This is a genomic window from Paraburkholderia tropica (genome assembly GCF_014171495.1).
Taxonomy (GTDB): Bacteria; Pseudomonadota; Gammaproteobacteria; order Burkholderiales; family Burkholderiaceae; genus Paraburkholderia; species Paraburkholderia tropica.
In genome coordinates this window covers 1262890-1278141 of the sequence record NZ_CP049135.1, presented here as the reverse complement: position 1 = coordinate 1278141, position 15252 = coordinate 1262890, and the positions used below count along the sequence as shown (strand labels likewise).

Annotated in this window: 12 protein-coding genes; 4 read left to right on the top strand and 8 right to left on the bottom strand. The window is 66.3% G+C overall.

Translation table 11 applies throughout. From position 1 onward, the window contains the following. The first annotated feature begins 8 nt into the window (after nucleotides 1-8). Entirely contained in the window at nucleotides 9-1730 is a 1722-nt protein-coding gene (locus tag G5S35_RS20505) for an FAD-dependent oxidoreductase (protein ID WP_183038919.1), read from the top strand. Between the two features lie 45 nt (nucleotides 1731-1775). Then, nucleotides 1776-2006, top strand: a complete 231-nt coding sequence (locus tag G5S35_RS20500) for a DUF2783 domain-containing protein (RefSeq protein ID WP_124260616.1) — start codon at nucleotides 1776-1778, stop codon at nucleotides 2004-2006. Nucleotides 2007-2083: 77 nt separating this feature from the next. Here G5S35_RS20500 and hydA read toward each other — a convergent pair whose 3' ends face one another. From hydA to G5S35_RS20475, 5 genes are all read right to left on the bottom strand, one after another. After that, nucleotides 2084-3541, bottom strand: a complete 1458-nt coding sequence (gene hydA, locus G5S35_RS20495; protein WP_065057574.1) for a dihydropyrimidinase — start codon at nucleotides 3539-3541, stop codon at nucleotides 2084-2086. Between the two features lie 43 nt (nucleotides 3542-3584). Beyond that, nucleotides 3585-5096: an NCS1 family nucleobase:cation symporter-1 gene (locus G5S35_RS20490; RefSeq protein ID WP_183038918.1), complete on the bottom strand. Its 1512-nt coding sequence runs from the start codon at nucleotides 5094-5096 to the stop codon at nucleotides 3585-3587. An 82-nt stretch (nucleotides 5097-5178) separates the two neighbouring features. Then, the gene (gene preA, locus G5S35_RS20485; RefSeq protein ID WP_074981212.1) at nucleotides 5179-6456 is read right to left on the bottom strand and encodes an NAD-dependent dihydropyrimidine dehydrogenase subunit PreA; all 1278 of its coding nucleotides are present in this window, start codon (nucleotides 6454-6456) and stop codon (nucleotides 5179-5181) included. Nucleotides 6457-6515: 59 nt separating this feature from the next. Continuing rightward, a complete protein-coding gene (locus G5S35_RS20480; protein ID WP_183038917.1) occupies nucleotides 6516-7910 on the bottom strand; it encodes an NAD(P)-dependent oxidoreductase in 1395 nt (464 codons plus the stop codon). Nucleotides 7911-8081: 171 nt separating this feature from the next. Beyond that, a complete protein-coding gene (locus tag G5S35_RS20475; RefSeq protein WP_065057578.1) occupies nucleotides 8082-9347 on the bottom strand; it encodes a Zn-dependent hydrolase in 1266 nt (421 codons plus the stop codon). A 480-nt stretch (nucleotides 9348-9827) separates the two neighbouring features. On the opposite strand from G5S35_RS20475, the gene G5S35_RS20470 reads away from it, so the two are divergent. Then, nucleotides 9828-10550, top strand: a complete 723-nt coding sequence (locus G5S35_RS20470; RefSeq protein ID WP_065057579.1) for a TetR/AcrR family transcriptional regulator — start codon at nucleotides 9828-9830, stop codon at nucleotides 10548-10550. A 47-nt stretch (nucleotides 10551-10597) separates the two neighbouring features. Here G5S35_RS20470 and G5S35_RS20465 read toward each other — a convergent pair whose 3' ends face one another. Then, complete coding sequence (locus G5S35_RS20465; protein WP_065057580.1) at nucleotides 10598-11080, bottom strand: Lrp/AsnC family transcriptional regulator; 483 nt, start codon at nucleotides 11078-11080, stop codon at nucleotides 10598-10600. 398 nt (nucleotides 11081-11478) lie between these two features. Between G5S35_RS20465 and G5S35_RS20460 the strand changes: the two genes are divergently transcribed. Further along, complete coding sequence (locus G5S35_RS20460) at nucleotides 11479-12126, top strand: LysE family translocator (RefSeq protein WP_110325903.1); 648 nt, start codon at nucleotides 11479-11481, stop codon at nucleotides 12124-12126. Between the two features lie 64 nt (nucleotides 12127-12190). On the opposite strand, the gene G5S35_RS20455 is transcribed toward G5S35_RS20460, so the two are convergent. Further along, entirely contained in the window at nucleotides 12191-13375 is a 1185-nt protein-coding gene (locus tag G5S35_RS20455) for a DUF2242 domain-containing protein (RefSeq protein WP_065057582.1), read from the bottom strand. A 408-nt stretch (nucleotides 13376-13783) separates the two neighbouring features. After that, entirely contained in the window at nucleotides 13784-14944 is a 1161-nt protein-coding gene (locus G5S35_RS20450; protein ID WP_080180826.1) for a branched-chain amino acid ABC transporter substrate-binding protein, read from the bottom strand. Nucleotides 14945-15252 lie beyond the last annotated feature (308 nt).

Sequence of the window (15252 nt, the reverse complement as noted above, 5' to 3'; positions counted from 1 at the left end):
ACAAAACAATGATCGATTATCAGACGCTGACTTTCGACTACACGCGTTGTCGCGAGCAGAACGAGCAGGGCGAGCATGCGGATGCATGCGTGCATCCGGTCGTCGTGGTGGGCGCGGGTCCGGTCGGACTCGCGACGGCCATCGACCTCGCGCAGCAGAACCTGCCCGTGGTGCTCGTCGACGACGACTGCACGCTGTCCACGGGTTCGCGCGCGATCTGCTTTTCGAAGCGCTCGCTCGATATCTTCGACCGGCTCGGCTGCGGCGAGCGCATGGTCGAGAAGGGCGTGGGCTGGAACGTGGGCAAGGTGTTCCGCAAGGACGAACTCGTTTATACGTTCAACCTGCTGCCGGAGAGCGGCCATCATCGTCCGGCTTTCGTGAATCTGCAGCAGTATTACGTGGAAGGCTTTTTGCTCGAACGCGCGCAGGCGTTGCCGAATCTGGAGATTCGCTGGAAGAGCAAGGTCACGGGCATCGCCCAGCGTAACGATGACAATGCAGCCGAGCCGCACGTCACGCTGGAGATCGAGACGCCCGACGGCCCGTATGCACTGCGCGCGCGCTACGTGGTGGCCGCCGACGGCTCGCGCAGTCCCGTGCGCAAGCTCATGGGCCTCGACAGCCACGGCCGCACCTTCAAGGATCGCTTCCTGATCGCCGACGTGAAGATGGAAGCCGACTTCCCCACCGAGCGCTGGTTCTGGTTCGATCCGCCGTTCCATCCGAACCAGTCGGTGCTGCTGCATCGCCAGCCCGACAACGTCTGGCGCATCGACTTTCAACTGGGCTGGGACGCCGATCCGGTGCTCGAAAAAACGCCCGAACGCGTGATTCCGCGCGTGCGCGCGCTGCTCGGCCCGGACGTGAAATTCGAACTGGAGTGGGTCAGCATCTACACGTTTTCGTGTCTGCGCATGGACAGTTTCCGGCACGGCAACGTGCTGTTCGCGGGCGACTCGGCGCACCTCGTTTCGCCGTTCGGCGCGCGCGGCGCGAACAGCGGCTTCCAGGACGGCGAGAACCTCGCCTGGAAACTGGCGATGGTGCTGGAAGGGCGCGCGCCCGACGCGCTGCTCGACACCTACGCGAGCGAGCGCGAATTCGCCGCCGACGAAAACCTGCGCAATTCCACGCGTTCGACCGATTTCATCACGCCAAAGAGCGCGGTGAGCCGCGTGTTCCGCGACGCCGTGCTCACCCTGGCGCGCGAGCATGCGTTCGCGCGCCAACTGGTGAACAGCGGACGGCTTTCGGTGCCCGCGGTGCTGCACGAATCCGCGCTCAATACCGCCGACGAAGACGTATTCGCGGGGCAGATGGTGCCGGGCGCTTCGTGCGCCGACGCGCCGCTCGCCGACGCGCAAGGCCGCGAGCAATGGCTGCTCGCGCAACTCGGCAACCGCTTCACGGCGCTTGTGTTCTGCCGCGCGGGCGCCGCGCTCGCGAGCGGCACGCGCGCGGCGCTGGACGCGCTCGCGGGCGGCCCGGTGCCGATACATTTCGTGGCGGTGCTCGAAGGCGAAGGCGCGGCGCCCGCCGGACTGCCTTCGGGCACCGCGGTGCTGCGCGATACGAACGGCCACGCGGCGCAGCGTTACGACGCGCGCGACGGCGCGTGCTATCTGATCCGCCCGGACCAGCACGTGTGCGCACGCTGGCGTCAGGCCGACGCGCCGCGCGTCGAGCGCGCGCTCAAGCGGGCGTTGTGCGTGGCGGGCACGGCATGACCTGATCCGACCGCGCGCCTCACACTATCAAAGATGGAGACAACGATGCTGAACACGCAACCCAATCTCGCGCGTCCCGACGACTTCTACGAAGCGCTGATCGACATGCATCGCGATCTGGACGAAGCGCAGAGCCAGTCGGTCAATGCGCAACTGATTCTGCTGCTCGCGAACCACGTGGGCGAGCACGAAGCGCTGATGGACGCGATCCGCTACGCGCGCGCGGGCGTGGCTTTGCCGCCCGCGAATGGATCGGTCGGCAAGCTGGCGGCTTGAATCTGAATTTGAGTTCGATTTCTTCGATGAAGATGGCGAAGCACACGCGCTTCGCCATCTTCATCGACACGGTACGCTCACTTCACCTTGTCGCCTTCGCGATGCACGGGCTCGGTTTCCTTCAACTGCTTCGCGAGCCGCGACGCCTGTAAATAGCCCGGATTCGCCGGCCGCTTCAGATAACGCCCCGCGCCGCGCTTCGCGCGCAAATCGCCGTTCGCCCACACCAGTTCGCCTTGCGACAGCGTGTGCGTGGGCACGCCGCGCACCGTCATGCCTTCGAACACGTTGAAATCGACGTTCTGATGATGCGTCTTCACCGAGATCGTGCGCGTGGCTTCCGGGTCCCAGACCACGAGATCGGCGTCGGCGCCCACGGCCACCGCGCCCTTGCGCGGATAGAGATTGAAGATCTGCGCGGCGTTCGTCGACGTGACGCGCACGAATTCGTTTGGCGTGAGGCGGCCCGTGTTCACGCCCTGATCCCAGAGTATCGCCATGCGGTCTTCCACGCCGCCGCAACCGTTGGGAATGCGGGTGAAATCGTCGCGGCCCATCGCTTTCTGCGAGGCGCAGAAGACGCAGTGGTCGGTGGCCGTGGTCTGCAGCACGCCGCCTTGCAGACCGCGCCAGAGCGCGTCGCGATGCTCCTTGCTGCGAAACGGCGGGCTCATCACGTGCGCGGCGGCGCGGGTCCAGTCGGGATCGCGATACACGGCCTCGTCGATCACCAGATGGCCCGCGAGCACTTCGCCGAACACGCGCTGACCTTCGGCGCGCGCACGCGTGATGGCGTCGAGCGCCTCTTTCGCCGAGACGTGCACGATGTACACCGGCACGCCGAGCACCTGCGCGATGCGGATCGCGCGGTTCGCGGCTTCGCCTTCGACCTCGGGCGGACGCGAGAGCGGATGCGCCTCCGGTCCTGTGAAGCCGCGCGCGAGCAACTGGCGCTGAAGCTGGAACACCAGCTCGCCGTTTTCCGCGTGCACGGTCGGCAGGGCGCCCAGTTCGAGCGAGCGCGCGAAGCTGTTCACGAGGATCTCGTCGTCGGCCATGATGGCGTTCTTGTACGCCATGAAGTGCTTGAAACTCGACACGCCGTGATCGTTGACGAGCAGGCCCATGTCGCGGTGCACGCTCTCGTCCCACCACGTCACGGCCACGTGAAAGCCGTAGTCGGCGGCGGCCTTTTCGGCCCAGCCGCGCCACTCGCGGAACGCTTCCATGAGCGGCTGCTTCGGGTTCGGAATCACGAAGTCGATGATCGACGTGGTGCCGCCCGCGAGTCCTGCCGCCGTGCCGGTGTAGAAGTCGTCGTGCGCCTTGGTGCCCATGAACGGCAGCTCCATGTGCGTGTGCGGATCGATGCCGCCGGGCATCACGTACTGGCCGCCCGCATCCACGACGGTGGCGCCCGCGGGCGCGTCGAGGTTTTCGCCGATCGCCTGGATCGTGCCGTTTTCGCAGAGCACGTCCGCGCGCCAGGTCTTGTCCGCGTCGACGACGGTGCCGCCTCGAATCAGGATCGCCATGATGCTATGTCTCCTTCGGTTTGAGCCTGTAAATACAGGGGTTTTATGCGCTCGCAATACTCGGCCTCCGGCTCTTGCCGAGCTTCATCAGCACGCCGTAGACCAGTGCCGCGATGGCGAGACCCACGAACCACGCATACGTATAGAGCGCCTTGAACGCGTCCGGCACCGAGGGGAACGCGCTCGGGAACGCAATGTTCAGAAAGCCCGGCAGATTCGGCAGCACGCCCGCGAGCAGCGCGATCACGGCGGCGAGATTCCAGCCGTTGGTGTAGGCGTATTCGCCGTTTTCCTCGAAGAGCTGATCGGGGTCGAGACGCGTGCCGCGAATCAGGAAGTAGTCGACCATCAGAATGCCCGCGACGGGCCCAAGCAACGCCGAATAGCCGACGAGCCAGGTGAAGATATAGCCCTGCGTGGTGGCGAGAATCTTCCACGGCATCATCACGATGGCGAGCGTGGCCGTGATCAGGCCGCCCGCCTTGTACGAAATGCCCTTGGGCCAGAGGCTCGAAAAATCGTAGGCGGGACCGACGAGATTCGCGGCGAGATTGCAGCACATGGTGTCGAGCGTGAGGATGACGAGCGCGATGCCCACGCCGATGCCTTCCATGCGGCTCGTGAGGTCGATCGGGTCCCAGATCGCCTTGCCGTAGATGACGACGGTCGCCGACGTCACCACGACCGAGACCACGGAGAGCAGCGCCATCGGAATCGGCAGACCGATCGCCTGGCCGACGAGCTGATCCTTCTGCGTTTTCGCGAAGCGCGTGAAGTCCGGAATGTTCAGCGCGAGCGTGGCCCAGAAGCCCACCATCGCCGTGAGGCTCGGCCAGAACGTGATCCAGAAGAGGCCCGCCTTCTTGCCGCCCGGCGCGAATTGCGAGGGCTGCGAGAGCATCGAGCCCACGCCGCCCGCCTTCGAGCAGGCCCACCAGACGAGCGCCACGCACATCACGACCTTGATGGGCGCGGACCAGCTTTCGAGCCAGCGGATCGATTCAGTGCCGTGCAGGATGAAGTAAAGCTGTAGCGCCCAGAAGATCAGGAAGCACGCACCCTGGCCGATGGAGATGCCGAGAAAGGGCAGCGCGTCGCCGACCAGCGCGTTGTGAAAGAGGATGTTCGCGAGCGTGTAGATGGCGCTGCCGCCGAGCCACGACTGGATGCCGTACCAGCCGCACGCCACGATCGCGCGCAGCATCGCGGGCAGTTTCGCGCCCTGGGTGCCGAACGAGGAGCGCACGAGCACGGCGTAGGGGATGCCGTATTTTGCGCCCGCGTGGCCGATCAGCAGCATCGGCACCAGCACGATCACGTTGCCGAGCAGCACGGTGACGACCGCCTGCCACGGCGACATGCCCTGCTCGGTGAGCCCGGCCGCGAGCATGTACGAGGCGATGTTCATCACCATGCCCACCCACAGCGCCGCGAAGTGATACCAGCGCCAGGTGCGCTGCGCGGCGCCCGTGGGCGCGAGGTCGTCGTTATAGAGCTCGCTGGCGCTGCGCCGCGCGCTTGCGTCGCTGCCGCTGCTGGCTGCTGACTGGCTCATGATGCGGATTCTCCGTGGCTTGTCGTTCGGTTTGTGGTTGGCTTTTTTGTTCAAGTCGACGCGCGCATGTCAGGCCAATGTTTCAGGCGGCTTTCGGATCGGCCACGCGCGCGGGGTTGTTCGGATGCGTCGTCCAGTTCGCATAGCGGCCCGAATCGACACGCTCCATCGTGATGCATGCGTCGACCGGGCAAACATGCATGCATAAATTGCACCCGACGCAATTCGCATCGACCACCTCGAAGTGACGCTCGCCGTTCTTCGTCGCGGTGATGGCCTGATGCGAGGTGTCCTCGCAGGCGATATGGCACAGGCCGCACTGGATGCAGCGGTCCTGATCGATGCGCGCCTTGATGTCGTAGTTCAGGTTCAGGTATTGCCAGTCGGTCACGTTCTGCACGGCGCGGCCGCGGATCGCGTCGAGATTCGCGTAGCCCTTGTCGTCCATCCAGTTCGAGAGGCCGTCGATCATGTCGGAAACGATTCGGAATCCGTAATGCATCGCGGCGGTGCAGACCTGCACGCTGCCCGCGCCGAGCACGATGAATTCGGCGGCGTCGCGCCAGTCGGAAATGCCGCCGATGCCCGAGATCGGCAAGCCTTGGGTTTGCGGATCGCGCGCGATGTCGGCGACCATGTGCAGAGCGATCGGCTTCGCGGCGGGGCCGCAGTAGCCGCCGTGCGTGCCTTTGCCGTCGACGGTCGGCAGCGGCGCCATCGCGTCGAGATCCACGCCCACGATCGAGTTGATTGTGTTGATGAGCGAGACGCCGTCGGCGCCGCCCTTGTGCGCGGCGCGCGCGCCGTGGCGAATGTCCGTGACGTTGGGCGTGAGCTTGACGAGGCAGGGCAGGCGCGTGCCTTCCTTCACCCAGCGCGTGACCATTTCGATGTACTCGGGCACCTGGCCCACGGCCGCGCCCATGCCGCGCTCGCTCATGCCGTGCGGGCAGCCGAAGTTCAGTTCGACCGCGTCCGCGCCGGTGTCCTCGACGAGCGGCAGAATCCATTTCCAGTCCGCCTCCGTGCACGGCACCATCAGCGAAACGATCAGCGCGCGGTCGGGCCAGTCGCGCTTCACCTGGGCGATTTCCTTGAGGTTGACTTCGAGCGGACGGTCGGTGATCAGCTCGATATTGTTCAGGCCCGCGATGCGCTGGCCGCGCCAGGTGGTCGCGCCGTAACGCGAGCTGACGTTGACCACGTGCGGGTCGAGGCCGAGCGTTTTCCAGACCACACCGCCCCAGCCCGCCTCGAAGGCGCGGTTGACGTTATAGGCTTTGTCGGTGGGCGGCGCGGAGGCGAGCCAGAACGGATTCGGCGATTCGATACCGGCAATCGTGCAGCGCAGATCGGCCATGATGAGGCTCCTTGTCGATGGTTTGTCTCGTGTACGTGCGTGGTGCGTCAGCGCTGCGCTCAGGCCGCCTGCTCGCTTTGCGCGGCGAGCCAGCGGTCGATGGCGCGCGCCGCGAGCTTGCCGTCCTGCACGGCCTGCACGGTGAGGTCGGTCGCGCCGTGTCCGGCGCAGTCGCCGCCTGCCCACACGCCCGCGAGCGAGGTCGCGCCATCGGCGTCCACGGCGATGCGCGTGCCGGCGTCGTTCAACGCGAGCGCGTCGAGTCCTTCCGGCAACAGCGTCTGGCCGATCGCCTTGAGCACCGCATCCGCCTCGATGCGTTCGATCTCGCCGGTGCCGTGCAGCGCGCCGTTCGCATCGAGCGCGCTGCGTTCGAACTCGATCGCCTCCACGCGGCCCGCGCCTACGATGCGCAACGGCTTCATCCACTCGACGATGCTCACGCCCTGGGTCCGCGCGAATTCCTGTTCGGCCCATGTCGCGCTCATCTGCGCGGCACCGCGCCGGTACGCGAGCGTGACGTGTTCCGCGCCGAGCTTGCGGCTTTGCACGGCGGCGTCGATGGCCGTGTTGCCGCCGCCGATCACCACGACGCGGCGGCCCACGGGCAGCGCCGCGAGATCGCGCGACTCGCGCAGATCGGCGATGAAATCCACTGCGTCGCGCACGCCGTCGAGCCCTTCGCCTTCGATCTTCAGCGCCTGCGTGCCGCCCAGCCCGATGCCGACGAACACGGCGTCGAAGTCCGCGCGCAGCGTATCGAGCGCGATCTCGCGGCCCAGACGCTGCCCTTGCTTCAACTCGATGCCGCCGATCGAGAGCAGCCACTCGACTTCACGCTGCGCGAAATCGTCGACGGTCTTATAGGCGGCGATGCCGTATTCGTTGAGGCCGCCAGGCTTCTCGCGCGCATCGAACACGCTCACCGTGTGACCCGCGAGCGCGAGCGTATGGGCGCACGCAAGCCCCGCCGGACCCGCGCCGATCACGGCCACCTTGCGGCCCGTTTCGGTCGTGCGCTTGAAGAGCGGCGGTGCGCCTTCGCGTTCGCGCGCCATCTGGAAGTCGGTGGCGTGGCGTTGCAGCGCGCCGATGCTGACGGGTTCGCCGTCCTGATGATTTCGCACGCACGCGCCTTCGCACAGAATCTCGGTCGGGCAGACGCGCGAACACATACCGCCGAGCGGATTGGCGCTCAGGATGTCGCGCGCGGCGCCCTTGAGATTGCCGTTGCCGATCTTGCGGATAAAGCTGGGAATGTCGATGCCGGTGGGGCAGGCCGTGACGCAGGGCGCGTCGTAGCAGTAGTGGCAGCGGTCGGCGGCGACGATGGCCGCATTGGCGGACAGCGGCGGCGCGACATCGGCGAACTGGCAGCCGAGTTCCGCTGCGCTGAGTCGTCCTGCGGCGATGCCGGGCGTGGCACGCACGTTGTTCTTCGTGGAGTGGGACATCCGGATGCTCCTTGCGAGGCAAAACACGGGTCCGCCGGCCGCGTGCGCGAGGCAGCGCGGCCGGTACGTGGGGACAAAGCGGAATCACTGTGCGGCTCTGTGGCCGCTGGCATTCAGTCGACGATCAAGCTATGAACAAGCGACGATCAAGCGATGTTCAAGCGCGAGCCGCTAGCCCGGCTCGTTCGCGCGTTCGAGCATCGCGTGCAGCAACACGTTCGCGCCGGCCTCGATCCACTCGGGCGTCGCGTCCTCGATTTCGTTATGGCTGATGCCGTCGATGCACGGCACGAACACCATCGACGTGGGCGCGACGGTCGCGAGATAGCACGCGTCGTGGCCCGCGCCCGAGACGATGTCGCGATTCGAATAGCCGAAACGCTCGGCCGCCGCGCGCACCGACTTCACGCAGGCCGCGTCGAAGGGCACCGGCGCGTAGTAGAAAATCTGCTCGACCTCGGCTTCGAGCTTGCCTTGTTCCGCGATCTTCGCGATGCCTTCGCGCAGCTCGGCGTCCATCTTCGCGAGCACGGCGTCTTCGGGGTGACGGAAGTCGATCGTGAAGAACACGCGGCCCGGAATCACGTTGCGCGAGTTCGGATGCACCTGCATCATGCCGACCGTCGCGCACGCGAGCGGCGCATGACGCAGGCCAATTTCATTGACGAGCTGCACCACGCGCGACGCGCCGAGCAACGCATCGCGGCGGCGCGGCATCGGCGTGGGGCCGGCGTGCGCTTCCTGGCCCGTGAGCACGACTTCGTACCAGCGCTGACCTTGCGCGTCGGTCACCACGCCGATGGTTTTCTTCTCCGCTTCGAGAATCGGCCCTTGTTCAATGTGCAATTCGAACGCCGCGTGAATCTTGCGTCCGCCCACCGGCAGATCGCCCGCGTAACCGATGCGCGCGAGTTCCTCGCCGATCGTCTTGCCGTCGACATCCTTGCGCGAGAGGCCGTAGTCGAGCGTGAACACGCCCGCGAACACGCCCGAGGCCACCATCGCAGGCGCGAAGCGCGAGCCTTCCTCGTTGGTCCAGATCACCGTTTCGATCGGATGCTCGGTCTCGATGCCGTGGTCGTTGAGCGCGCGAATCACTTCGAGTCCGCCGAGCACGCCGTAGATGCCGTCGAAGCGGCCGCCGGTCGGCTGCGAGTCGGCGTGCGAGCCGGTCATCACGGGCGGCAGATCGTTGTTGCGGCCCGCGCGGCGCATGAAGACGTTGCCCATGCGGTCGACGCTGATCGTGCAGCCCGCTTCCTTCGCCCACTTCACGATCAGATCGCGGCCCTGCTTGTCGAGGTCGGTGAGCGCGAGGCGGCACACCCCGCCCTTCGCGGTCGCGCCGATCTTCGCCATCTCCATCAGGCTGTCCCAGAGGCGCTGGCCGTTCACGTGAATGGCGGTGGTCAGCGCGGCGTCGCTTACGGTGTTCATGCGGGGCTCTCCTTATCGTGGGGCGGTGCGGCGCGCTCGCGTCGTTTGCATCGCTTTCGTCATGCGAATCGCGCGATGCGTGCGCGCCGGTCGTGCATTCGTGCCATCGTCTGGGGCGCGTTGCGCAACGGCGGTGCATGCGCGCGACGTCCATTCGACCCGGCGATTCCTCGCTTGCCGAATCCTGTCCGATTGGACAGGTTGTAGACGATAAACTTTGCGAATTCAATGCGGTGTTGCGAGCGAAAAGCGTGCCATCCATGTTGCAGTGCGCGAAAACGCATGCATTTGCGCAGGCGAAAGCGAGCGGCATGTGAGTGTTTATCCTGGGTGCGCGCGGTGGACGCGATGCAGTGCTACGCGTCGTTCACGCGCGCTGACTACAATGAAGCCGGCATCGTGCAGTATCACGCGGCAGTGGGCCTTTGAGCGCCTGCTGCTGCGAGGCGATGCCTTTCTCACTCGACCGGACCGATCACCATGCGCGACGACGACACGACCACGCCAGCCGCGAATCTCGCGATGCGTCAGGCAGGCGCCGACGCTGATGCAGCGCACAAGCCGCGACGCAAGGCATCGATTCGCGCATCGAACGAAACGCACCTGCTCGCCTGCGCGGAAGCCGTGTTCGCCGAGCGCGGTTTCGAGGGCGCGAGCACGGCGCAGATCGCCGAGCGCGCCGGCCTGCCGAAGGCGAATCTGCATTACTACTTCCCGACCAAGCTCGCGCTCTACTGGCGCGTGCTCGACGACGTGTTCGAGGAATGGAACGCCGCCGCCGACACCTTCGACGCGAGCGACGACCCTGTCGAAGCCATCGGCGGCTACGTGCGCGCGAAGATGGCGCTGTCGCGGCGCAGGCCGCTCGGCTCGAAGGTGTGGGCGAACGAGATCATCAGCGGCGCGACGCATATGCAGGACATTCTGCTCAAGCGCGTGAAGCCGTGGATGGAGTCGCGCGTGACGCTGATCGAGCGCTGGATCGCGGAAGGCGTGCTCGCGCCGGTGGAGCCGCGCACGCTGCTCTACATGATCTGGGCGACCACGCAGCATTACGCGGATTTCGAAGCGCAGATTCGCGCGCTCTCGGGCAAGCGCGCGCTGAGCGCCGCGAGTTTCGACGCGACCACGGATGAAGTCGTGCGGATGATTCTGCGCGCGAGCGGCGCACGTTCGCCGGATTCACGCGATCGGTCCGCGTGAATTTCGCCAATTGATACGGATGCCGAACTAATTGGCGAAGGCGCGGATCACACCTGCATCGACGCCACGTCTTTCATGCAGCGCAGCGCGAACATCGAGCGGCTGTGACGGATGCTCGAAATGCGATAGAGCTTTTCGCGCAGGAAGCGCTCGTAGCCCGCCGTGCCGTCCACGGCCACCTTGATCCAGTAGTCGTATTCGCCCGACACCAGATACGCCTCCAGCACTTCGGGCAGTGCGGCCAGCTCCGCGCCGAAGCGCGCGAGCGCGTCGTCTTCGTGGCGGTCGAGCGTGACTTCGAGAATCACGATATCGGCGAAACCGAGCTTGCGCTGGTTCACGAGCGCCACGTAACCGTCGATATAGCCGTCGGTTTCCAGCTGGCGCGTGCGGTTCCAGCACGCCGTGGTCGACATGCCGACCTGTTCGGCGAGTTCGGCGTTCGAGAGGCGCGCGTTCTGCTGGAGCGCGCGCAGGATCTTCAGATCCTGGTTGTCGAGCGTTTTGGGCGGGCGTTCGCGAGCGATCATGGCGGAAAAGAATCTTGTACAGGGAAATTCGATTTTAGCGGAAGGAGATTCCGGTCGCAGGCGGTATTTGCCGGAAAACAGGAAGCCTATCCTGCGGCTTCGGCGGGATAATTTACCCATGCCTTCTTGACCGGCACGACTCACGCGGCCACCTCCCCGCGTCGAGGCGCGCCGCCGCAGCCACAAGCTACGGTGGACCGTCAGGGCCGATTCTCCGTTGCATCCTGCGGCGGCCAACCGGACGTTACGTGCGTTTATCGCGCAGCAGCGACGTCCGATCGGGCAAGAAGGCTAATAAAAACCGCGCACGATCTGCGCGGTTTTTTGTTGCCCGGGCGTTGCGCTTATCCGCGCGCCGCCCCCGTCGCTCACCCCTTTTCGCCGTCGAATTTCGCAACATGTCGCTTCAGCTGTATCTATCGTTTCTGGCCGCCGCCCTCGTCCTCGTCTACACGCCCGGCCCCGTCAACGTGCTCACGATGAGCCAGGCCATTCACGCGGGATGGCGACGCGCGCTGCCCTGCGTCTGGGGCGGCACGCTCGCCGTGCTGCTGCAACTCGTGCTGACGGCGTTCTGCCTGAATTCGCTGCTGCTCATCAGTGAGCATTCACTTACGGTGCTGCGCTGGGTCGGCGCGGCGTATCTCGTCTGGCTGGGCTGCAAGCAGTGGCGCAGCCGCTCGCTCGGCGGTGCGCAGCCGCAGGCGCTGGATCAAGCGCAGACGGCGGAGCCGGCGCTCGTTTCACATCGCGATCTGTTCTGGCGCGGGTTTGCGACGTCGGGGCTCAATCCGAAGACCTTGCTGTTCTTTCCGTCGTTTTTTCCGCAGTTCATCAGCGCCGATGCGGCGTGGAGCGCCAATCGCCAGTATCTGGTGCTGGCCGCGACATTCGCGCTGCTGTTCGCGGGCGGCGTGGCGTCGATGGCGCTGTTTTCGCACCGTCTGCGAAACGTGCTGCAACGGCCGCGCCGACTCCGCGCGGTGAACCGGCTGATGGGCGGCCTGCTGGTGGGAATGGGGGCGATGATGGCCGGGCTGCGCTAGGCGCGCGGTCGGCCCGATGCGGAAACCGGCGGGCGTTGCGCGCCGCCGGTCTTGTGAACCGCGCTCAGGGCGCGGAGCTGACGGCGACGCCGGATGCGCCCGATGCGCCTTGCGCGCCGTTGCCCGCCGTGGCGAACGCGGCGATGGCGTCGATCGCGCCGTTCTGCGACGCCGTCGTGGCGTCCAGCGACGAATGGTTCGAGCTGCCGTTGTTGTTCGGCGACGATGCCGCCGTGGGCGCAGCCGGCGCGCTCGCGGCGGAAGCGGCCGCTGCCGCAGCCGTTGCAGCCCCGCTGGCCGCCGACGCGCCGCTCGCGACCTTGGCCGTCGATGCCGTCGCGCTTGCAGCCGCTGTTGCCGCCGACGCAGCCGCAGGCGCCACCGGCGCCAGCAGCGTTTGCGCCGCCGCCGTCGTGGCAGCCGTGGCGCCCGGCACAGGCGCGGTATTCGTGACGACACCGGCCGCCGCCGCCGCATTCGCCGCGGCGTTGGCCGTCGCGCCGGCCACTGCGGCCTTCGGGCCCAGCACCGGCGTCGCGGGCAGCGCGGCGCTGTGCAGCGCCGCCGCACCGGTCGCCGCCGCCGCGACGGCTGCCGCGGGCGCGGCGGAACCGGCCGGAGCGGTTTCGCTCGTCGCCGCCGTCGCGGTGGTCGGCAGGATCTCGGGCGGCAGCGGCGTGACCTGGATCGCGCCGCTGGCCGGAATCGGCTCGCTCTTCGCGACCGTGCTCAGGTAATGGCTGACCAGATCGAAGAAGCGCGTGTAGAACGTGCCCGACTGGATGGTTTCGCTCGAAATCTTGACCATCTCGTCGCTGTTCGAGCGGATCGGCAGCGAAACCGACCCCAGAATCGACAGCCCGACGCTCGCCGACGTATCGCTCTTCTTCAGCGCATAGCCGTTCTGCACGGCGTTCACGTAGACCATGCTCGAATTGCTGGCGTCGCCGGAGGTGCAGACCACGTGCACTTCCACGACGATGTGCTGGTCGCTCGTCGGCTGGAAATTCTTGGTCGCGTCGACAGTGTCGCTCTTGGCCATCGTCGTCATGTAGCCCTGGCTCAGCAGGGCGCGGCGCGACGCCTCGCAGGCGTCGGCGCTGCCGTAGGCGAAGTTGCGCGAGAACGGGCTGGGGGCGCTGCTCCACAGCTGGTCGTCCTGGAATTTAGGCTTCGCGGACGAGCACGCGCCCAGCGCGGCGGCTAGCGGAATCAGCAGAAACGGGGCAACTCGGGAAAAACGGGACATATTCGAGGGAAGCGAGACGGCAGACGTCGGACGGCAATTGTAGTTCGGTTCGGGTTTCTACGACCGAACGGTCGTATCGGGGGCGCGATCGGCAAGGCCGAAAACGGGCGAAAACGCGCGCTGGCGCCCGCCTCGACCGAGACAAAATCACGCACAAACCGAAAGTGAGCACCTACTCACTCTGCCATTCTGCGCCATCCGGACGGCAAGCGCGTGGCGAAAAAAATGGCCAAAAAAACGGGCTTCCGCGCGTGGCGAAAGCCCGTGTCAACCCGGCGCGCGTCCCGGCAGACGGAGAAGTGTGATCCGCCGCTGGCGCGCCGCAGCCGGGTACCGCCGGCTGTTCCCCTGGACCGTGCGACGCCGGGCCGCCCCGAGGAGCGGCGCGAGGTCGCGCGGAACGATGCGTTACTTCGTGCCGACCGTGGTGAGCGGTTGCCACTGACCGTTCACGACCTTGTAGACGGTCACGCCGCCGTACTTCAGGTCGCCGTACTGGTCGTAGGCGAGTTCGTTGGTCGTCACGCCCTTCATGCTGGTCGCCTTGAGCGCGGCGAGGAACACGTGCGGATCGGTCGAGTTGGCCTTCTTCATCGCGGCGATCACGGCGCGCGTGCCGTCGTAGGCGTACGGCGAGTACAGCTCGACCGGCTTGTTGAAGCGCTTCGTGTAGCGCTCGACATAGTCCTTGCCGCCCGGCATCTGTTCGAGCGGGCTGCCGCCCGACGAGGCCAGCGCGCCTTCGGCCGCCGGACCGGCGATCTTGATCAGCTCGGCCGAATGGACCATGTCGGGCCCGATCAGCGTGGCCTTCATGGCGAGCGACTTCATCTGCTTGAGCATCGGCGCGGCCTGGGTGTCGGCGCCGCCGTAGAAGATCGCGTCGACGTCGGCCGACTTGATGTGCGTGAGGATCGAGCGGAAGTCGACGGCCTTGTCGTTGGTGAACTCCTGCGCGACCACGGTGCCGCCCGCCGCCTTCACGGCTTTCGCGAATTCCTCGGCCACGCCCTGGCCGTAGGCCGTGCGGTCGTCCACCACGGCGAAGCGCTTGAACTTCAGATCCTTCACGACGTAGGCGCCCAGCACGCTGCCCTGCTGCGCGTCGGACGTCACGAGACGAAAGGTCGTCGGCAGGCCCTGACGCGTGTAGGCGGGCGCCGTCGCCGTGGCGATTTCGGGGATGCCGGCCTTCGCGTAGATCGGCGCGGCCGGGATGCTGGTGCCCGAATTGAAGTGGCCGATGACGGCGGACACGCCGTCGTCGACGAGCTTCTGCGCGACCGTCGTGCCCGTGCGCGGGTCGGCCTGATCGTCGTAGGCGTCGATCACGAAATGCACCGGTTTGCCGCCGATGGTCGGGTTGGTGGCGTTTTCGTCCTCGATCGCCATCTGCACGCCGCTCTTGAAGTCGGCGCCGTAGTGGGCCTGGCCGCCGGTCAGCGGGGCGGCGAAGCCGATCTTGACGTCGGTGGCCTGGGCGAGCGCGCCGGCGCTCCAGAGGCCCGCGAGCGCGGCGATCATGACGGGTGCGCGCAGGCGCAGGCTCGGGGTGGTGTGGCGTGTCATCCTGGTTCTCTCCTCAGCGTTCTACGTTTTCATGGGCGCAGGCGGGCCCGCGCCGCGCACGGGAATGCGCGGCGTGCCGTTCTGCATAGGGGTGAATCGGTCAGCGCCCGAGCCGTCCGCAATCCGTTGCGCTCGCAACGGCTTCGGGGCGGTTCGGCGGATACGCTAAAATTGTTTGTTTTTCAGATGCTTACAACATCCCACAGGGTCTCCGGACAAGGACGCGGCAACGGCAAATCGATGGATTGACGGATACACTTGGCGGATACATTCCGCCTCATCAAGTATCCATATTTGCTTGGATTGTA

Coding starts and splice junctions, on each gene's coding strand:
- G5S35_RS20505 (WP_183038919.1), top strand. CDS start 9: ATGATCGATTATCAGACGCTGACTTTCGACTACACGCGTTGTCGCGAG.
- hydA (WP_065057574.1), bottom strand. CDS start 3,541: ATGGCGATCCTGATTCGAGGCGGCACCGTCGTCGACGCGGACAAGACC.
- G5S35_RS20465 (WP_065057580.1), bottom strand. CDS start 11,080: ATGATCGCTCGCGAACGCCCGCCCAAAACGCTCGACAACCAGGATCTG.
- G5S35_RS20460 (WP_110325903.1), top strand. CDS start 11,479: ATGTCGCTTCAGCTGTATCTATCGTTTCTGGCCGCCGCCCTCGTCCTC.
- G5S35_RS20475 (WP_065057578.1), bottom strand. CDS start 9,347: ATGAACACCGTAAGCGACGCCGCGCTGACCACCGCCATTCACGTGAAC.
- G5S35_RS20480 (WP_183038917.1), bottom strand. CDS start 7,910: ATGTCCCACTCCACGAAGAACAACGTGCGTGCCACGCCCGGCATCGCC.
- G5S35_RS20490 (WP_183038918.1), bottom strand. CDS start 5,096: ATGAGCCAGTCAGCAGCCAGCAGCGGCAGCGACGCAAGCGCGCGGCGC.
- G5S35_RS20470 (WP_065057579.1), top strand. CDS start 9,828: ATGCGCGACGACGACACGACCACGCCAGCCGCGAATCTCGCGATGCGT.
- G5S35_RS20500 (WP_124260616.1), top strand. CDS start 1,776: ATGCTGAACACGCAACCCAATCTCGCGCGTCCCGACGACTTCTACGAA.
- G5S35_RS20450 (WP_080180826.1), bottom strand. CDS start 14,944: ATGACACGCCACACCACCCCGAGCCTGCGCCTGCGCGCACCCGTCATG.
- G5S35_RS20455 (WP_065057582.1), bottom strand. CDS start 13,375: ATGTCCCGTTTTTCCCGAGTTGCCCCGTTTCTGCTGATTCCGCTAGCC.
- preA (WP_074981212.1), bottom strand. CDS start 6,456: ATGGCCGATCTGCGCTGCACGATTGCCGGTATCGAATCGCCGAATCCG.